The 18,641-nt window shown below is 63.3% G+C and carries 20 protein-coding genes and 1 pseudogene; 14 read left to right on the top strand and 7 right to left on the bottom strand.

Features of this window, described 5'->3' with window-relative positions:
- The first annotated feature begins 6 nt into the window (after positions 1 to 6).
- Genes AWB75_RS20090 through AWB75_RS20065 form a run of 6 tightly spaced genes read left to right on the top strand, consistent with a single transcriptional unit; the run spans position 7 to position 4,461 of the window.
- Positions 7 to 579 (top strand): cytochrome b, encoded by a 573-nt coding sequence (locus tag AWB75_RS20090; protein WP_061125831.1) that lies wholly within the window; start codon positions 7 to 9, stop codon positions 577 to 579.
- A complete protein-coding gene (pqqB, locus tag AWB75_RS20085; protein ID WP_061125877.1) occupies positions 576 to 1,496 on the top strand; it encodes a pyrroloquinoline quinone biosynthesis protein PqqB in 921 nt (306 codons plus the stop codon). The genes AWB75_RS20090 and pqqB overlap by 4 nt, the downstream gene beginning before the upstream one ends.
- Before the next feature lie 23 nt (positions 1,497 to 1,519).
- Positions 1,520 to 2,266 carry a pyrroloquinoline-quinone synthase PqqC gene (gene pqqC / locus AWB75_RS20080; RefSeq protein ID WP_061125876.1) on the top strand — a complete coding sequence of 249 codons (747 nt, stop codon included), beginning with the start codon at positions 1,520 to 1,522 and terminating at the stop codon, positions 2,264 to 2,266.
- A complete protein-coding gene (gene pqqD / locus AWB75_RS20075; RefSeq protein ID WP_235012167.1) occupies positions 2,263 to 2,571 on the top strand; it encodes a pyrroloquinoline quinone biosynthesis peptide chaperone PqqD in 309 nt (102 codons plus the stop codon). The genes pqqC and pqqD overlap by 4 nt, the downstream gene beginning before the upstream one ends.
- Before the next feature lie 4 nt (positions 2,572 to 2,575).
- Entirely contained in the window at positions 2,576 to 3,772 is a 1,197-nt protein-coding gene (gene pqqE, locus AWB75_RS20070) for a pyrroloquinoline quinone biosynthesis protein PqqE (protein WP_061125830.1), read from the top strand.
- On the top strand, positions 3,769 to 4,461 hold the full coding sequence (locus AWB75_RS20065) for a response regulator (protein WP_061125829.1): 693 nt from the start codon (positions 3,769 to 3,771) through the stop codon (positions 4,459 to 4,461). Before pqqE ends, AWB75_RS20065 begins: the two co-directional genes overlap by 4 nt.
- Here the strand turns inward: AWB75_RS20065 and AWB75_RS20060 are convergent.
- Positions 4,389 to 5,411 (bottom strand): ATP-binding protein, encoded by a 1,023-nt coding sequence (locus AWB75_RS20060; protein ID WP_061125875.1) that lies wholly within the window; start codon positions 5,409 to 5,411, stop codon positions 4,389 to 4,391. The two genes, AWB75_RS20065 and AWB75_RS20060, sit on opposite strands and share 73 nt — an antisense overlap.
- Before the next feature lie 172 nt (positions 5,412 to 5,583).
- Here AWB75_RS20060 and AWB75_RS20055 point away from each other — a divergent pair, with 172 nt between their 5' ends.
- Positions 5,584 to 7,899 (top strand): TonB-dependent receptor, encoded by a 2,316-nt coding sequence (locus AWB75_RS20055; RefSeq protein ID WP_407642154.1) that lies wholly within the window; start codon positions 5,584 to 5,586, stop codon positions 7,897 to 7,899.
- A gap of 6 nt (positions 7,900 to 7,905) precedes the next feature.
- Here AWB75_RS20055 and AWB75_RS20050 read toward each other — a convergent pair whose 3' ends face one another.
- The 4 genes from AWB75_RS20050 to AWB75_RS20035 all read right to left on the bottom strand — a co-directional run bounded on the left by AWB75_RS20050 (position 7,906) and on the right by AWB75_RS20035 (position 13,207).
- Positions 7,906 to 8,907 (bottom strand): glycosyltransferase family 2 protein, encoded by a 1,002-nt coding sequence (locus AWB75_RS20050; protein WP_061125828.1) that lies wholly within the window; start codon positions 8,905 to 8,907, stop codon positions 7,906 to 7,908.
- 199 nt (positions 8,908 to 9,106) lie between these two features.
- On the bottom strand, positions 9,107 to 10,183 hold the full coding sequence (locus AWB75_RS20045; protein WP_061125827.1) for a beta-propeller fold lactonase family protein: 1,077 nt from the start codon (positions 10,181 to 10,183) through the stop codon (positions 9,107 to 9,109).
- A 171-nt stretch (positions 10,184 to 10,354) separates the two neighbouring features.
- The gene (locus AWB75_RS20040) at positions 10,355 to 10,882 is read right to left on the bottom strand and encodes a DUF3280 domain-containing protein (RefSeq protein WP_235012166.1); all 528 of its coding nucleotides are present in this window, start codon (positions 10,880 to 10,882) and stop codon (positions 10,355 to 10,357) included.
- Between the two features lie 129 nt (positions 10,883 to 11,011).
- Positions 11,012 to 13,207, bottom strand: coding sequence for a SulP family inorganic anion transporter (locus AWB75_RS20035; protein WP_061125826.1), 2,196 nt, complete (start codon positions 13,205 to 13,207; stop codon positions 11,012 to 11,014).
- A 190-nt stretch (positions 13,208 to 13,397) separates the two neighbouring features.
- Here AWB75_RS20035 and AWB75_RS20025 point away from each other — a divergent pair, with 190 nt between their 5' ends.
- The 4 genes from AWB75_RS20025 to AWB75_RS20010 all read left to right on the top strand — a co-directional run bounded on the left by AWB75_RS20025 (position 13,398) and on the right by AWB75_RS20010 (position 15,821).
- On the top strand, positions 13,398 to 14,489 hold the full coding sequence (locus AWB75_RS20025) for an alpha/beta fold hydrolase (protein ID WP_061125824.1): 1,092 nt from the start codon (positions 13,398 to 13,400) through the stop codon (positions 14,487 to 14,489).
- Positions 14,490 to 14,526: 37 nt separating this feature from the next.
- Positions 14,527 to 14,850: a hypothetical protein gene (locus AWB75_RS20020; protein ID WP_061125823.1), complete on the top strand. Its 324-nt coding sequence runs from the start codon at positions 14,527 to 14,529 to the stop codon at positions 14,848 to 14,850.
- A complete protein-coding gene (locus AWB75_RS20015; RefSeq protein WP_061125822.1) occupies positions 14,847 to 15,230 on the top strand; it encodes a VOC family protein in 384 nt (127 codons plus the stop codon). Before AWB75_RS20020 ends, AWB75_RS20015 begins: the two co-directional genes overlap by 4 nt.
- Positions 15,231 to 15,572: 342 nt before the next feature.
- Positions 15,573 to 15,821, top strand: coding sequence for a hypothetical protein (locus AWB75_RS20010; RefSeq protein ID WP_061125821.1), 249 nt, complete (start codon positions 15,573 to 15,575; stop codon positions 15,819 to 15,821).
- Between the two features lie 89 nt (positions 15,822 to 15,910).
- On the opposite strand, the gene AWB75_RS20005 is transcribed toward AWB75_RS20010, so the two are convergent.
- Entirely contained in the window at positions 15,911 to 16,555 is a 645-nt protein-coding gene (locus AWB75_RS20005) for a J domain-containing protein (RefSeq protein ID WP_061125820.1), read from the bottom strand.
- Between the two features lie 87 nt (positions 16,556 to 16,642).
- Positions 16,643 to 16,963, bottom strand: a complete 321-nt coding sequence (locus AWB75_RS20000) for a hypothetical protein (RefSeq protein ID WP_061125819.1) — start codon at positions 16,961 to 16,963, stop codon at positions 16,643 to 16,645.
- Positions 16,964 to 17,062: 99 nt separating this feature from the next.
- On the opposite strand from AWB75_RS20000, the gene AWB75_RS19995 reads away from it, so the two are divergent.
- The 3 genes and pseudogenes from AWB75_RS19995 (at position 17,063) to AWB75_RS19985 (ending at position 18,580) form a co-directional block, all read left to right on the top strand.
- Complete coding sequence (locus AWB75_RS19995; protein ID WP_061125818.1) at positions 17,063 to 17,617, top strand: phosphonate degradation HD-domain oxygenase; 555 nt, start codon at positions 17,063 to 17,065, stop codon at positions 17,615 to 17,617.
- 21 nt (positions 17,618 to 17,638) lie between these two features.
- Positions 17,639 to 17,854 (top strand): annotated as a pseudogene (locus AWB75_RS19990) (MFS transporter); the annotation flags it as partial.
- 159 nt (positions 17,855 to 18,013) lie between these two features.
- Positions 18,014 to 18,580 (top strand): transglycosylase SLT domain-containing protein, encoded by a 567-nt coding sequence (locus tag AWB75_RS19985; RefSeq protein WP_061125816.1) that lies wholly within the window; start codon positions 18,014 to 18,016, stop codon positions 18,578 to 18,580.
- Positions 18,581 to 18,641: the final 61 nt, after the last annotated feature.

Raw genomic sequence — 18,641 nt, 5'->3', positions numbered from 1 at the left:
GATGCGATGAGCACCGCGCAGACACCCGCGACGTCGCGCGACGGCAGACCGAATGCCTCGAGCGAGCGCTATGCAGGCCCGATGATCGCGCTGCACTGGCTGATCGCGATTGCGATCATCGCGATGCTGTGCATCGGCTTCTATATGGTCGCACTGCCGCGCGGGCTGCCGTTCAAGTCGGACCTCATCAACTTCCATAAATCGCTTGGAATCACCGTTTTCCTGCTTGTGCTGATGCGCATCCTGGTACGCCTGGCTTATGGCCGTCCGCCTCTGCCGCCGATGCCGACGTGGCAACGCGCCGCCGCGAGCATTACGCAGGCTCTTTTATACGTAGGGATGGTGGGGATGCCGCTCACCGGTTATCTCGGCTCGTCGTTCAACAAGTTCGGCACGAAAGTCTGGGGCCTCACGCTGCCGCAATGGGGCTGGGACGACAAGCATTTGCGCGGCATCTTGTTCGGCATTCACGAGACGATCGCGTGGATCATGGCCGCGCTCGTCATCATTCACTTTCTCGGCGCGATGAAGCATCAACTGATCGATCGCGACGGTCTCTTGCGGAGGATGTGGCCTTGAAAATTCGCGTGCTCGGTTCATCGGCGGGCGGCGGCTTCCCGCAATGGAACTGCAACTGCCGCAATTGCGACGGCGTGCGGCGCGGCACGATCGCGGCGCGCCCGCGCACGCAATCGTCCATTGCTATTACCGATAACGGCGAGGACTGGCTGCTCGTCAACGCATCGCCGGACATTCTTGCGCAGATCGCCGCGAACCCGGGATTGCAGCCCGCGCGCAAGGTGCGCGACACGGGCATTGCCGCTGTCGTCACGATGGATGCGCAAATCGATCACGTCACCGGTCTTCTGATGCTGCGCGAGCGCGGCGCGCCCCTGCCGATCTATACGACCGAAGCCGTGTGGCAAGACCTCTCGACGGGCTTTCCGATCACGTCGATCCTGTCGCATTACTGCGGCGTGGAGCACAGACGCATCGCGCTCGATGGCGCCGCGTTCTCCGTGCCCGAGCTGCCGCGCGTGAAGATCGACGCATTGCCCTTGTCGAGCAAGGCGCCGCCTTATTCGCCGCATCGCGATGCGCCGGAAACGGGCGACAACATCGGTCTCATGTTCACGAATACCGCGACGGGCAAGCGCGCGTTCTATGCGCCGGGCCTCGGCGCGCTGGAGCCGCGCGTGCTCGATGCGATGCGCGAAGCGGACCTGTTGCTCGTCGATGGCACGGTGTGGACCGACGATGAAATGATCCGTCTCGGCCTCACGAAAAAGACCGGCAAGGACATGGGCCATCTCGCGCAAAGCGGCGCGGGCGGGATGATCGAAGTACTGGATTCGATTGATCGCGATGGCGTGCGCAAGGTGCTCATTCATATCAACAACACGAATCCGATCCTTATCGAAGATGGACCCGAAAGGCGCGCGTTGTCGGAGCACGGCATCGAAGTCGCGCACGACGGCATGACGTTCGAGCTATGACCTATACCTTGGAGATGCGTTCGATGTTCGCACCGATGCTGAACCCCACCACAGGCCCGATCTTCACGAAAGCGAGCGACGACGGCCCCGCGTGGACGCGCGATGAATTCGAGGCGCAATTGCGCGCGAAAGGCACGGCGTATCACATTCATCATCCGTTCAACGTGAAGATGAATGGCGGCGGCTGCACGAAGGAACAGATACGCGGCTGGGTCGCGAACCGCTTCTACTATCAGATCAACATTCCGCTGAAGGATGCGGCGGTGATGTCGAATTGCCCCGATCGTGAAACGCGCCGCCGCTGGGTGCTGCGCATTCTCGATCACGATGGTTATGACGATCAGCCTGGCGGCATCGAAGCATGGGCGCGTCTCGGCGATGCGGTCGGCCTCTCGCGCGACGATCTATGGTCGCTGAAACTCGTGACGCCGGGCGTGCGCTTCGCCGTCGATGCCTATGTGAACTTCGCGCGACGCGCGCCGTGGCAAGAATCCGTGTGCTCGTCGCTGACGGAAATGTTCGCGCCGCAGATTCACAAGGATCGTCTCGCGACGTGGCCCGAGCATTACAAGTGGATCGAGCCTGACGGACTCAACTACTTCCGCTCGCGCGTGTCGCTTGCACAGCGCGATGTCGAGCATGGCCTCGAAGTGACGCTCGCGCATTTCACGACGCGTCAGGAGCAACAGCGCGCGCTCGACATTCTGCAATTCAAGCTGGATATCCTCTGGACCATGCTCGATTCGATCGAAAAGGCGTTCCCGCAATGAGCGATAACCCTCCGACTCAACGAAAGCAGGAAGCCGTCGAGGCGCCCGACGATTCGTTGCATCCGAAACTCAAACGCCTCTTTCGCCTGCAATGGGAGCCGGCGCAGGACGCGCACGTGCTGCTGTATCCCGAAGGCATGGTGAAGCTCAATCAGAGCGCCGCGCAGATTCTTCTGCGATGCGACGGCACGCGCGATATCCCCGCGCTCGTCGCGGACCTGGAAGCGGCGTTCAATGCAAGCGGCCTCGGCGACGACGTGCGGGCGTTCATCGCCGGCGCGCGTGCGCGGGGCTGGCTGGAGTAGTGTCATGACCGACTTGTCCGAACCCATCGCGAAACCGGAGCAGGAAGACGCGCCGATCGCGCCGCCGCTGTGGCTGCTCGCGGAACTGACGTATCGCTGTCCGCTGCATTGCGTGTTCTGCTACAACCCGGTGAACTACACCGATCACACGCGCGAGCTCGATACCGATCAATGGCTCGATGTATTGCGTCAGGCTCGCGCGCTGGGCGCGGCGCAACTCGGCTTCTCCGGCGGCGAGCCGCTCTTGCGCGACGATCTCGAAACGCTCGTCGGCGAAGCGCGCAAGCTCGGCTTCTATACGAACCTCATCACGTCGGGCATCGGCTTGACGGAGAAGCGCATCGCCGCGTTGCAGGACGCGGGCCTCGATCACATTCAGCTCTCGTTTCAGGACTCGTCGCAAGAGCTCAACGATTTTCTGTCGAGCACGAAGACCTTCGACTACAAGAAGCGCGTCGCGAATCTCATCAAGGCGCACGACTTTCCGATGGTGCTCAACTGCGTGCTGCATCGTTATAACCTGCCGCATATCGGACGCATCATCGACATGGCGCTCGCGATGGGCGCGGAATATCTCGAGCTCGCGAACACGCAGTATTACGGCTGGGCGCACGCGAACCGCGCGCAGCTCATGCCGACGAAAGAACAACTCGACGAAGCCGAAGCCGTGGTCGAGCGGTATCGCAAGGAAATCGGCGACAGGTGCAAGATTTTCTTCGTCGTGCCCGATTACTACGAACGCAGGCCGAAGCGCTGCATGAACGGCTGGGGCTCGGTGTTTCTCGGCATCGCGCCCGATGGCGCCGCGTTGCCCTGTCATACCGCGCGCTCGCTGCCGGGCCTCACGTTTCCGAACGTCACCGACATGCCGCTGAGGGACATCTGGTACGAGAGCGATGCGTTCAATCGCTTTCGCGGCTTCGGCTGGATGAAGGAGCCGTGCCGCAGTTGCGATGAGAAAGCCATCGACATGGGCGGCTGCCGCTGTCAGGCGTATTTGCTGACGCAAGATCCAGCGAACGCGGACCCCGTGTGCGACAAGTCTGCGCATCACGAGCGCGTGATCGAAGTGGTGCGTGCGGCATCGGCGAGACAGGAGCCGCAGGAACAGCCCATCCTCTTCCGCAACGATGCGAACTCGAAACGCATCGCGGCGCTCGATCGCGATAATGGTTCAGAAGAAGGAGAAGACACGCCATGATTGCCGACATCTCCGTGCTGCTCGTGGACGATCACGCCGTCGTGCGTGAGGGCTACAAGCGTCTGCTCGAACTGAGCCCCGATGTGAACGTTGCGGGGGAAGCGGCGAATGCGGCCGAGGCTTACCAGAAGTTTTGCGCGTTGCAGCCGGATGTCGTCGTGATGGATCTCGCGTTGCCCGGCGCGAGCGGCATCGAGGCGATGCGGCGCATGCTCGCGCGCGAACCGCATGCACACGTGCTGATCTTCAGCGTGCACGAGGAAGCGATCTTCGTGCGACGCGCGCTCGATGCCGGCGCGCGCGGCTATGTCACGAAGGCGAGCGCGCCCGATGTGCTCGTCGAAGCGGTGCGCTCCGTCGCGCGGCGCATTTCGTATCTGAGTCCGGACGTATCGCAGGCGCTCGCGTTGCGCGCGAGCATTCAGGAAGGACGCCAGTTATCGGCGCGCGAGTTCGAAGTGCTGCGGCTGCTGGTGCAGGGGTATACGCTGCCGAGCATCGCGGAGAAGCTGGGCTTGAGTCAGAAGACCGTGGCGAATCATCAATCCGTAATCCGTCAGAAGTTCGGCGCGGACAACGGCGTGCAACTCGCGCAGATCGCGAATCGCTTAGGGCTTCATTTCGCCGATTTCGCTTCGTCGGCGGCGGCTTCGTTTGGGCCCGAAGTCGGCAACGGCAGCCCCGCCTGAGCCGGCACGCGCGCGCAAAACAGAAAGCCCGAACCCACTTCGCTCGCGATGTGAAACTCGCCGCCGAGCGCTTCGACGCGCTCGCGCATGCCGATCAATCCAAGCCCTTTGCGCGGCTTCGCGAGATCGACGCCAGGACCATCATCGGCCACCGTCACGACGATTTCTTCCGGCGCACGGGCCAGATAGATCTCGACACGCGATGTCCGCGCGAACTTCGACACGTTCGTCAACCCTTCCTGAACAAGCCGGTACAACGTGATGTTGAGCGTATCGCTGAGATTGTCGAAATCGCCGTCGACGGCCAGCGTGAACGTCGCATCCGGCAAGCGCTCGCGCCAGCCATCGACGCAGTGCTCCAGCGCGGTCGGCAGGCCGAATTCATCGAGCCCGATGGGACGCAGCTTGCGAATCATCCCGCCGATCTCTCGATACACATGCGTCGCGCTTTGCATCAGCGCAAGCGACAGCCGATGGATCTCCGCCTCGCGTCCCGCCGACAGATCGCGGATCCGGCCCGCATCGAGCGACATGGCGTTGAGGTATTGGCCGAGCTCGTCGTGCAGTTCGCGCGCGAGATGGCGGCGCTCGGTTTCCTGCGCGGCGAGCGCCTGATTCGCGAGACGCCGGTTCTCGGCCAGCAGATGCTCGGCTTCCTCTTCGAGCGCACGACGCCTCTGCACTTCCGATTGCGCCTCGCGATAACGCCGCCACGCGAACCACGCGAGACCGAGCGCGAGCACGACGAGCGTCGGCGGCAATTCGTCGAGCTGAAAGCGCTCGGCGCTGCGCGTCCAGCGATACGCCAGCTCGCTGAAATCGAATCGCGCGAAGAGCGCGCCGGCCACGATCGTCGCGCCGAGCACGCACGCGAGATCGCGCCACACAGGCGCGCGGCGCTCTGCGTCGTTCGACTCTTTCGCGAGAGAGGGCAAGGATTCGGTCGGCATCACGGAATGCATTCTACGCACGGCGTCATCGCGCGGAGCAGTAGCCGAAACGCGATTGGGAACGCTTCCCTGCGCGATCGGGAAAAGCTCCCGGTCCACGCGCCCGTTCTTATGCGACGCTTTCATTGAAAGAAATAGTCCTTTCGCGTGATCAAAAATAGAAGAGGAGACGATGATGAAGAGCATGCCGCGCACGCGCGCGCACGCGCATCCGTTCAAACCCCGAGCAGGGCTGCGGCTCGTGTTCGGCAGCGCGGTCGCGGGCATTACCGTGGCCGCCTGGGCGCAGACGCCGCCCGCCGACAGTGCTGATCCGCCGCCGAACACCGAGCTGCCTTCGATCATCGTCGTCGGGACCACGCCGCTCGTGGGCGTCGGCACGCCGCTCGAAAAAGTGCCCGCCAACGTGCAGACGATCAAGGGCGCGGATATCGAAGCGCAGCATACGCCGACCATTACGAACTATCTGGAGAAGAACGTCGTCAGCGTCGATACGAACGACGCGCAAGGCAACCCGTGGCAGACCGACATCAACTATCGCGGCTTCACGGCTTCGCCGCTGCTCGGCACGCCGCAAGGCTTGTCGGTGTTCATGGACGGCGTGCGCATCAACGAACCTTTCGGCGATGTCGTCAACTGGGATCTGATTCCGCAGGCCGCGATCCAGACGATGCAGATCATTCCCGGCTCGAATCCGACCTTCGGCCTCAACACACTCGGCGGCGCGGTCGTGGTGCAGACCAGGAACGGCCGCAGCAATCCCGGCGGCAACGTGGACCTGAGCTTCGGCTCGTGGGGACGCAAGTCCGCTCAGATCGAGCAAGGCGGCGTGATAGGCGATCACCTCGATTACTACTTCACCGCGAACATCCTGAACGACAACGGCTGGGCCGATCACAATTCGAGCAAGCTGCGACAGGCATTCGGCAAGATTCGCTACACCGACGCCGACACGACCCTCTCCGTCTCGATGGGCGGCGCCGACAACACGCTGAACGGATCGCAGACGATTCCGCGCTCGTTCATGGATAACTTCAGGCAGGCCTATACGTTCCCCGACACCAACGAAAACCAGGTCGGCTATATCACGATCAACGCGGAGCATTACATCACGCCGAATGTGCAGTTGAGCGGCAACGTGTATTACCGGCACTATCGCAACAAGAACGTGAGCTCGAACGTCAACGATCATTTCGATCCGGATGGCGACGATGCCGACGAACTCGCGCAGGCCTTCAACGATCAGTCGGTGATCGTGACCGACAGCTATGGCGCGAGCCTTCAGCTCACGCTGCTCAACAAGCTGTTCGGCAAGGACAATCAGCTGGTCATCGGCGCGTCGGGCGACTTCGCGAACTCGCACTTCACGCAGGCATCGCAGCCGGCGGAATTCGAAGAAAATCGTGCGACCGTCGGCACGGGCCCGTTCGCGCCGACGACGGACGCGAAGACACGCAACCAGAATCTGGGCGTCTACTTCGAGAACACGTTCTCCTTCAACGAACAATGGTCGATGACGCTCGCCGGCCGCTATAACTGGGCGAAGGCAGTTATCGGCGATGAAAGCGGCGCGCAGCCGCAGCTCGACGGCAATCACACGTTTTCGCGCTTCAATCCGGCGATCGGCTTCAACTGGAATCCGACGCCTTCCTTCACCGCTTACGCCACGTATAACGAAGGCATGCGCTCGCCGACCGCCATCGAGCTCGCGTGCGCGGACCCGGCCGCGCCCTGCTCGCTGCCCAACGATTTCATCGCCGATCCGGATCTGAAGCCTGTCATCTCGAAGACCTTCGAAATCGGCGCGCGCGGCCGCATCGGCAGCCATACGACGTGGAGTGCGGCGGCCTACAGCACGACGCTCACCGACGACATCCAGTTCGTCAGCGCCCAGGGAGCGGGAAGCAATCTCGGCTATTTCCAGAACGTCGGCAAGACGCGGCGGCAAGGCTTCGAGCTCGCGGGCCGCACGCAATGGGGACCGGTCGGCGTCGCGGCGAGTTATAGCTATGTGAACGCCACGTATCGCTCGACCTGGATCGAAAGCAGCGCGAGCAATTCGAGCGCTGACGACAACGGCAACATCACCGTGCATTCGGGCGATCGCATTCCGGGCATTCCGGCCAACACCGTGAAAGTGCGCCTCGACTACAACCCGATTTCGAGCTGGAACATCGGCACGAATGTCACGTACCGCAGCAATATCTTCGCGCGCGGCGACGAGAACAATCAGGACGTGAACGGGAGCGTGGCGGGCTATTTCATCATCGATCTCGACACGACCTACAACGTGACCAAGCAGTTGCAGGTCTATGCGACGGTGAAGAACCTGCTGAACAAGCGCTATGCGAACTTCGCGATTCTCGGCCAGAACTTCTTCGACGGGCCGAATCACACGTTCAACAACGGCGCGACGGTCAACGAGCAGTTTCTCGGCGTGGGCTCGCCGCGCGGCGTGTGGGTGGGGATGCGGTATGCGTGGAAGTAAGGCGGTCTACGTCTGATAAGACTTCCACGGGATGCCGCGGGCATTGATTCCCTCCCATATTGCAGCGTTGCAGTGATGCTTGTCCTCATCGCTGCGCGGTTGCACTTCATCGTGCCGCGTCATTGCCAGACTGAGCAAGCCGAGAAGTCCGCCTTCGAGCTGCGCCGGGTTCGCGCCATATCGCAGATCGATCTCCGATATGGCGACGCCCACGGAACGATGCAGCGCGATAACGTCGTTCACGTGCAGGTCGGTCGGGATTGGATGCGCGTAAAGCGTGCGCAAGTTGACGACGTCATGCCCCGTCAGGCGCGGGTAGAATGCCGGCAGGATGCGCGCATACAAGCGAATCTTGGCTTGGTTCAACGCGGTGCCATCAAGATTCCACGACGTCATGCCTTCATGAATCCGGTAGCGGGTGAGCGCTTCCGCCAGATTCGCGAATCGCGCGCCGCGCAACATGCAATCGAACCAGAAGCCGAGATCGTCGACGATATCGAGATTGGAATCGTAGCGAATGCCGTGCCGCTGGATGAACTCGCGGCGAAACATCGTGCTCGGATTGGCGATGTAAGCGCAAGCAACCACGAAGCGCGCCTTGATGGTCGCGTCGTCCAGCGGGAAATCGCTCAAGGTATCGTCTTCGTCGAAATGCCGGATCTGCGTGCCGACGACCGTGATATCCGGATGCGCATCGAGAAACGCGGCCTGCTTGCTCAGACGGCCCGGCTCCGCGATGTCGTCATGGTCGATACGCGCGATGTATTCACCGCGGCACAAGTCGAAGCCCCGGTTCGCGTTGGCCGGGCGCCCCTGATTGTGTTCGAGCGGAAAGATGCGGATGCGCGGATCGTTCAGGCTGCGCGCGAGATCGAGCGTCGAGTCGGTGCTGGCGTCGTCGAGAACGAGAATCTCGAAGTCCGCGTCTTGATGCAGCAGCGACTGCAAGGTTTCGACGAGGTGCTTTTGCGCGTTGAATGTCGGGACGACTACGGATATCTTCGGCATGTTTCGGTCGGGGCGTGAGCGAGTCGGGCCGCCGATTATGCGCGCGCCGTGGATGCGAGTTGTGAAACAAGGTGCGTCAGCGCCGATACTATCAGCCGGCGCACAACACGCCCCATCGCGCTTTGCGCAACAACGCGCCGCACAAAGCGAAATGGCCGCACGAGGCGGCCATCTTCATCCGCAACGCGGCAGCGCGCAATCAACGCCCCTCGATCGACCCCGCACTCGCCGGATACGTCACGATGCCCCACGCGAGCGGCAAGTCGCCGATCTGCTTGATCTCTTTATAGTCCGATCCGTCGAGCACATAGACCGCGTTCGAGCGTCCGCACGCGAGCAGCAGCTTCGAGCCGTCCGGCGTGAAGCTGAAGTGCCAGCAGCGCTGTCCGACGGGCACATCCTGCATGTGTTCGTACGTGGCGCCGTCGAACACCTGCAGCGTCTTGTCGCGCGATGCGGCCACGAGAAGCCGCTTGCCCGAAGGATCGAACGAGACGCCATACGGACCGGTCTTGGTATCGACCGTCTTCACGGTCTTCAGACTGCCGCCATCGAGCACGACGAACTTGTTCGCATTCTCCAGCGTCACCACGTATTGCTTGCCGTTCGGCGATACCTTGATGCCGCGCGGACGCGAGCCCTTCGCGAGCTTCACCGTGCGCACCGGCTTGCCCGTGCCGACGCGATACACCGACACCGTGTCGTCGCCTTCGTTGGTCACGAGCATGAGCTTGCCGTCCGGCGAAAACTCGACGCCCTCGGTCTCGTGCCCGCTCTTGACCGTGTGCGTGACCTTCAACGTCTTCAAGTCGACGATGGCGATCTCGGCGGGCGGCGAGCTCGCGCCGTCATCGTCCTTCCCGGGTTCGCCGGGCTTCGGCGGGCCGCCGCTTTCTCCCGGTTCGTATGTCACGTAGGCATAGTTGCCGAACACGCGCACGAACTCCGGATTCTTGCCGATCTTCACGCGCCGCACCGCCTTGCCCGTCGACGTGTCGATCTCCGACAGATCGCTCGTCCCCTTGTTGGCGACATAGAGCCGCGTGCCGTCCTTGTTCAGCGACAGGCCGCGCGGGCCGTCCTTGCCGACGTCCCAGGTCTTCGAGAGCGAGAGGTTCTCCAGATCGATGACGCCGACACCCGCATTCTCGGTCGTCACGTAGGCGGTCGGCGCGGCGGCGTGCGCGCCGCTCGCGGCGCATGCGGCGGCAAGTGCGAGCGATGGCGCGATGAACGAGGCGCAGGCGATGCGCGCCGCCTTGAATCTGACTTGCATGGTCGTCTCCAGCGGTTTCGTGTGGCTTATTCGAGTTGGTGTGGACGCACGCGCGCGGCGCATCGCACCGCGCGCGTGCCTGCAAGTCCAACTTAGCCCAATCGGCCGCGCGCTGGCAACGGCATCGCCCGGGAGAAATTCCCGAATTCATGCGATGGATGCGCCACGCATTCAGTGCGTCGCGTTCGGATCGCTCGCGAGCAGATCGACGAGCGCCTTCGCGCCGCGCCGCCACGACAGATCGGTATTGCCGCGAATATCGACCGAGCGCTGAAAGAGGGTCGCGCCCGTGGCCGCATCTTCGACGCGCAGGTTCATGTTGAGAATGAGATTGCTGATCTTCTGCACCCAGCACACGCCGACGCGCGACGCGTCGAGCTGCTTCGCCACGCGCAGCTCGCAGCCGTTGCACGTGCTCATGTCCTGCGTGCGTTGCAGCGACGCGATCAGGTCGCCCGCCTTCGCGTTGTCAGCGACGCGAAAGAGCGCGCGCTCGCGCACATCGTCGCGCAATGCGCCGCTCACCATCCTCAGGCGCTCCGACTGGATGCGATCGACCTCGGCGTCGTTGTAGGCGGCGTTGTCGTCGATGAGCGTGCAATCGAGCATTGCAATCGACTGCGATGCGCTCTGCGCCAGCGCGCCGCTCATGACGATGGCGAGCGTCATCGCGAGCATCGCGCGAAGAGTGTGGATCATGGTCATGGCCTCGATGGTGTGCGGCTGCGTGCGCCAACAGCAGACCGCATACCTGTTCGCGCGCAAGCATGCGCGGGCGCGCACATTCATCGCATGAAATGGCATGACGCTCGTCGGTGCGATGCGTGCTCACGACGCCGCGCGCAACGCTTCGTCGGCGACGGCGAGGCGCGAGGCCATCATCTTCACGACGAAGCGATGCCACTCCTGCGCGGTCAACGGGTCCTCGAGTTCGAGCTTGCGCAAGGCGGCGAGCGTAAGGCGGCGCAAGCGCGCGGGCTCGTCGGCGACGACATCCGCGCTGCGCGGCGCATGAGTGTAGACCGCCATCTCGCCGATGATCGTGCCAGGACCGAACGAGCGCAGCCGCACCGAGCGGCCGTCCGCGAGCGGCAGCGACACGGTCACGCGCCCTTCCTCGACGATATAGAGCGCATCGCCCGCATCGCCGCGCCGAAAGAGCGCCTCGCCCGCGCCGACATCGCAGACATCGAGCCAGTTGGCGAGGCCTTCGAGCGCGCGCGCCGTGAAATGCGGCGCGAGCATCGCGCGGAAATCGCCGGATGGCACGCACGGCTCGGACGCGCGCGCCAACGCGGCGAGCTGCCGCGCCTCGATCCATTCGAGTCCGGCGTCGAGCGTCTCGAACTCGTGGATGCCGAGCGCAAGCGCGCCCGTGCGCATGAGCCGCGCGCGCGAGTTGCGCGGCAGCGCGGTCAGCACGAGTTCGGCGCCGATCGCCGCGCACGCCTGACGCAGCTTCACGAACGCGAGCGACACGGACGCGTCCATACCGTTGGTCCACGCGAAATCGAGCACGACATAGCGCACCGGACGCGGGCCATGCGAGCGGATGCGCTCGCGGATGCGCTGCAGCATCGAGCTTGCCGAACCGAAAAAGAGGAACCCTTGCAGGCAGACGCCGCAGATCTCGTCGCCGCGATCAATCAGGAAGCGCGTCTCCTCGATGCTGCGCTCCACGTTCGACGTGCGCGTGCGGCCGTCGAACTCCATGCGCACGCAACCGGCGCGGCCATACAGCAGGGCGAACGTGACGCACGCCGCGACCACGCCCGCGACCACACCCGCGATCACGCCATAGAACGCGATGACCGCGAGAATCAGCGGCACGAGCACATACTCGTGCCACGCGAGCTTGCGACACGCGCCGACGAGCCAGTCCATCATGAGGCGCAGGCCCATGTAGATCTGCATGCCGACGAGCACGGGCACGGGAAACAGCGACACGAGATCGGGCGAGGCGATCAGCACGAACAGGCACGCGAGCGCCGCGAACACGCCCGCCGCGCGGCTCGTCGCGCCGGCGCGCGCGTTGAGCATCGAGCGGTTGTACGACTGATAGCCGACCATGCCGCCAAAGAGCCCGCTCGCGATATTCGCGAGGCCCGCGGCGCGCATCTCGCGATTCAGGTCGATGTCCTGGCCGGTCGCCGCGCCCAGCGCCGTCGAGTTCATGATGATCGTGATCGCCGACACCGACGTGACGATGAGCGTCTCGGGCATGTGCGCGACGATCGCGCGCCAGTCGATCTCGCCATGCGCGAGCGATGACGGCAGATGCAGCTCCGGAATGTGCAGCGCGTGCATCGGCACATGCTGAAGCAGGAGGCCCATGTCGCGCGCGTCGTCGGGCGAGATACCGGCGACGCGCAAGAGCGCATAGAAGAGCGCAATGCCGATGGCGAGCGTGATCGGCAACGCGGCCGAATGGCGCCACGTGCGCGCGAGGATCGTCGCGAGCGCGCCGACGAAGAGCGCGGGCGCCCACGCGAGCCAGTGCAGATGCACGAGCCGCGGCAGCGTATGCCAGTCGAGCGCGACGCCCGTCAGCACGCGAAACGCGCCCGCGATCAGCAGATAGCCGGTGCCAGCGAGAAAGCCGCCCATCACCGGATAGGGCAGAAATTGCAGCGAGCGGCTGCGTTTCGATGAACCGATCGCGAAGAGAATCAGCCCGGTCACGAGCGAGCACAAGGCGATGGCGACCAGCACCGTCAGCAGAATGACCGTGGGCGTGCCGCCGTTCGCGCGCACGCTGCTCGCGACGCCCGCCGCGACGCCGACGAGAAACGCCGTCGCGTTGCTGTCCGGCCCGCCGATGTTCATGCGCATCGAGCTCGTCAGCGCGATGACGAACGCCGTGACGATGCAGCTCACGAGCGCGGTCGGCACGCCGAGCTCCGCATAGCGCGCGAGATCGGCGCTGAAGATGAGCGTGCCGAGACTCATCGCGTAGCAGAGCATGACGAGCGTGGAGACGGTGCCCGCGGTGATGTCGCCGACGAGCGCGCTCGCGCGCGGCATGGCGCGCGCAATGACCGTGCGATGTGTCGTGGCTGGCTTCACGGCGCCTCCCGGAACGGGAAAACGGCTGACGGATGCGCTCGAAGTGCGCGGGAAAGTATCCGCCGCGCGCAAGAACGCTGTCAATTTTCGCGCGTCGCCGGCCTACACTGAAAGATGCCGCCGCGTCTTTCGTCAGACATGAACGATCATGCGCCCTCTCCTCTTTGCGATGTTGCTGCTGTTGGTCGCGTCGTCGGCGTGCGGGCAGGATCATGAACGCAGCGGCGATGTCGTCATCGGCGAATTTCGTGTCCAGGATGGCAGTGTGCTGCCGCAACTGAAGCTGCATTACGTGACGCTCGGCGAGCCCGCGCGCGATGCGAACGGCGGCATTGTCAACGCCGTCTTGCTGCTGCACGACACCATCGCGTCGAGCCGCGCGTATCTCACCGCCGACATGCGCCGCGAACTTTTCGCGCCGGGCGCGCCGCTCGATGCCGCGCGCTATTACATCGTGATTCCGGATGCCATCGGCCACGGCGCGTCGGGCAAACCGAGCGACGGCCTGCGCATGGACTTCCCGAATTACGGCTATCGCGACATGGTCGAGGCGCAATATCGGCTCGTCACCGAAGGCTTGCATATCGCGCATTTGCGGCTCGTGCTGGGCACGGCGATGGGCGGCATGCACGCGTGGCTCTGGGGCGAGCGCCATCCCACGATGATGGATGCGCTCATGCCCATTGCAAGCGTGCCCGTCGCCATCGCGGGACGCAATGCGTTCTGGCGCAGGATGATCGTCGCGGCGATCCGGCGCGATCCCGAATGGAACGATGGCCGCTACGGCGAGCCGCCTATCGCGTGGCTGCGCGCGATGCCCGTCTTTACGCTGATGACGGAAAACCCGGCGCGCATGAACGATGCGGCGCCGGACGGTGAGCGTGCAGCGTGGTATTACGACGCGTCGGTGTATCGCGCGCGCGGGCTCGATGCGAACGACACGCTCTACGCCTTCGAGGCATCGCGCGACTACGATCCCGAGCCGGACCTCGCGCGCATCGAGGCGCGCGTGCTGGCCGTGAACTTCGCCGACGATCTCACGACGCCGGGTGACACCGGCGCAATCCAGCGCGTGCTGCCGGGCATCGCGCGTGCTCGCTATGTCGAAGTGCCGGAAAGCGATCAGACCTACGGCACGCAGAGCATCGCGCATCCGGCGCTGTGGAAGCGCTACGTCGACGCGTTATTGAAGAGCGCGCCGCCGCGCATGGCGGTGGATTCATCGAGCCAACAAGAGTAACGTTGATTCGCGAGCGAACACTACAAAGGAGGCGATCATGCCCGACGATCCCGCTCAATGGCATGTCTTCGATTACGAAGGATTCCAGATCCACGTGCTGCCGCAATTGAAGCCGACGCCCGAGCATGCGCCGCCGAGCAAAGCCGAGCGCTACGTGTATATCGGTCATGTGTGCAGGCCCGGCGCGGACGCGAACGCGCCCGGTGAAGCGGTGCATTTCCACGCGGACGGCGACGACGCCTACAAGACCGCGGAGGACGCCGTGGACGATGCGCGGCATATCGGTAGAAGCATCGTCGATGGCACGCATCCGGATCTTTCGGTATTGCCGCTCGTATCGCATCAACATCATCCGGGATGAGCGGCGATCATCGGCAAGACGGCGGCGACGCGCACGTCGAAGCATTGAGCGCAATCACGCTCGCGACGCATGACATGCCGCGCGCGGTGCGCTTCTATGAAGCGCTCGGCTTTCGCATGCTGTATGGCGGCGCGAACGAGGCGTTCACTTCGTTCGCGCTCGGTGCTTCATATCTCAATCTCACCAGCGAGACGCACGGCCCGATCCAGTTCTGGGGCCGCGTCATCATCTACGTGTCCGATGTGGACGCGTTCTATCGGAAGGCGGTGGCGCACGGCATCGAGCCGCAATTCACGCCGCGCGATGCGCCCTGGAACGAGCGCTACTTCCATCTCACCGATCCCGACGGTCATGAACTGAGCTTCGCACGCCCGCTTTGATTCGCACGGCGCAGGCACGGCGTTCGCTTGGTATCGAGTGACGGGTAGCGTACGCATTGGCCCTTTCATATGACCGATCGCGCACATACCGTCGCATCGCGTTGCACGACGATAAGTCATAGCGTTATGCGTCCCGCATGAAGGAAGGCATGGCAAAGACGCGTGAAAGCTCGCTGTTGCTATTTTGCAAAAACGGGCACTGCGCATGGAATCCAGGCGTAGAGTTAAAGTGCTTTCTCAGGAATGTGGTGCGTCGCGGCGGGGGTTTGATGACGGGGCTTTAAACATTGGCGCGATCTGCCGATAACCCGATCATGAATGTCGCGGGCTGGAGACTGAAAAATGAAATGCGCGAATGAGCGGTCCCTTCGTTACCAGGTCGACAAATGGCTCGCGCCGGGCAGTGTTCCGGTGCATGTGAGGCAGTTCAGCCGCACGCGTTCCGATGGACGCCGTTATGTCTGCGTCGAGGCATTGCAAGGGGCGGCATCGAGGGCGCTGTTCTTCTTCCGTCACGATGATGGACACTGGTGTGTCTATCCGCCCGCGCCGAAGCGAAACAACATGCGCGGCGAACGGCTCGCGGCCTGATTCAACGCCTCTTCAGGATAGTTCGATTCGAATCCGTTTTTAGCCGCCCCGCTGAGAGACAGGGCGTTCCTCGCGAAAGCAGTCGACAACTACAAACGCATATTGTTGAGGAACTGAAACCACATTGCGCCGAGCGGATTCGCAACGCCGGCGGTGGCGGCTTCCTTCTTTTCCAGCTTCTCTTCCGGCTTTTCCTCTCGTTGCTCGACGCCGGGTTCTTTCTCGCGCGCTTCCCGTTTTTCCTTCGCCTGACGCGATTCATGCAGCGCGATCGCGCTATCGGCGATCTGCCGTGCCGTGGATTCGTCGCATTGCGCGCCGAGCAGCACGCCGAACACGACATCGCGGTTATGACCTTGCGATGCGAAACGCATCGCGAGCGATACGCGCTTCGCATAGAGCGCCTCGCGTGCTTCGCGCTCTTTCGCTTCACGCGCTTCGCGTGCCTTGCGCGCCTTCGCTTCGCGGGCCTCGCGCTCCGCTTCCTCCTTGCGCGTGCGCTCTTCCCAGCGGCGCATCTCTTCGGCATAGATACGGTCGTACACCTCGCGCTGCGCGGGGTCGGACAGTATGGCGTAGGCTTCTTTTATTTCCTGGAACTTCGCGCGGGCGGCGACCTCATTGCCCGCGTTGCGGTCGGGATGACAGCGCATCGCCGCTTTGCGATACGCGCGTTTGATTTCTTCTTCAGTGGCGTGCTCGTTCACGCCGAGCGTTTCATATAGCGTTGCCATCTTGCGTTCGGTGGATACGGGTGCCGATCATCGTAACACGCAAAAAACGGGGTCCTTTCGCGAGATGTGGCATTGCAACAGAGGCGCTTATCGGCCGATGACCGAGCGCGCCGCCGCGCTTCCGAGCGCATCGTGAATGGCCCGCGCGGGCTTTAGATAGCGCCCGATATGCAGCCGGATATTGACGACCGCGAGCACGAAAATGACGAGCGTGATCAGAAGATAGTCGCGCCCTTCGGGCACGACGTGATAGCGCGTATGCAGCAACACGAAAATGACCCACGCGAACGCCGGCGCGTGCAGGCTCCAGTGCCGTTGCGCGAAATGCCACGCGATGCGGCGCACGTCGCGGCGCGATGCGCGATCGAGTCCGGCAAGCGCCACGTGGCGGCTGAAGAAGAAAGGCATCGTGTTATCCGGCGCAACACAGCCATCGTCGCGTCATGAAAGCCTGCGAGAATCGCGCGTTTCGTGCTTTGAGCATACCCGCTCGACGGTTTCCTCACGATGGCGCTTTCACTCGACGATATCCGGCGTCTCTTCGGCAAGCACGGCTCGATCGCCTATAGCGGCGAGCCGGTCACGCAGTTGCAGCACGCGTTGCAGAGCGCCGCGCTCGCCGAAGAGGCGGGCGCGAGCCGCGAGCTCGTCGTCGCTGCTTTGCTGCACGATCTCGGGCATTTGCTGAACCTGCAGGGCGAAACGCCGAGCAAACGCGGCATCGACGATCTGCACCAGTATTACGCGCTGCCGTTCCTGCGCCCGCTTTTTTCCGATGCCGTGCTCGAACCGATCCGCCAGCACGTCGATGCGAAGCGCTGCCTGTGCGCGATCGATCCGTTGTATCACGCGCGTTTGTCGGCGGATTCGGTGCGCAGTCTGCAACTGCAAGGCGGCGTATTCGACGATGAAGCCGCGCAAGCCTTCCTCGCGAAGCCTTACGCGAACGATGCAATCGCATTGCGCCGCTGGGACGACGAAGCGAAGGACGCGCATCGCGTCACGCCCGGGCTGCCGCATTTCATGGAAATGGCGGCGGACGTCGCGCTTTCGCGAAGCTGACGCGCACCGGAGCGCCTGTTCATGATCGGCATCGAAAGCGCCGGTCGCGGCGTGCTGCCGGCGGGCGTGCCGTGGATCTGCGTCGCGGTCGGCCTGCTGCTGTTTCGCGCGACGGTGTTGCATTGCCGCCGCGCGCCGAATCCGGCCATCGACTTCTCTCTGCTTTCGATTCCCACGTTTCACGCCGCGACGGTCGCGGGCAGCCTGCTCCGCGCGGGGGCGGGCGCGCTGCCATTCTCTCCGGCGAGGGTATTTCGGCGCCCTCGGCGAAACGCGCCGAGCGCACGTAAAAACATGCCGGCTTGCGAAACGAAACATCGGATTTAAGACAAGTCCATGATCCACAAGGATTTTTTATATGGCTATAATGCGGTTCCGCTTTGATCTCCCCATCCGATGCGCCGTTTCCTCGTCATCTTTGCCGTTCTTGCCGCCTCGCTGAGTTCAGCGCAAACCTCGCTCGCGCAGGAAGCGCAGACGGGCATCGCCGCGAGCGACACCGTCGCGCAGGATCCGAAGACACAGGAAGCCGGTCACAAGATTTCGGAAATGCTGACCCGGAAATTCGGCGTGGCGCGCGAAAAGGCACAGACCATCGCGTCGGCGGTCATGTCGTCGGCTTCGAAATATTCGCTTCCGCCGGCGCTTCTGCTCGCCATCATTTCGATCGAATCGCGCTTCAAGGAAACGGCCATAGGGCCGAATAACGCAACGGGGCTGATGCAGGTGGTGCCGTCTGCGCACAAGAAGCTCGTGCGCAACGTGGATCTGACGGACCCGGAAGACAACATCGAAACCGGCTCGGCAATCCTGCACAGCTATATGAAGTCCGCCCAAGGCGATCTCGACGCCGCGCTGAAGAGCTACGGCGGATCGCGCGCCTATGCCCAAAAGGTCAGCTTGCGCGCGAAGACCTTCGAACCGGCCGCAGCGGTGGATGCGGCGTCGGCGAGCGGTCAGTAACTCTCGCGCCGATCGAGGCGCATCGAATCTGTTTCTCGTCTATTTGTAATTGCGCGCCGCC

Origin of the sequence: Caballeronia catudaia (assembly GCF_001544755.2) — a bacterium.
In the GTDB taxonomy this organism is placed as follows: Bacteria; Pseudomonadota; Gammaproteobacteria; order Burkholderiales; family Burkholderiaceae; genus Caballeronia; species Caballeronia catudaia.
Note: the sequence above shows the minus strand (reverse complement) of the source record. Positions and strands in the feature narration are given on the sequence as shown.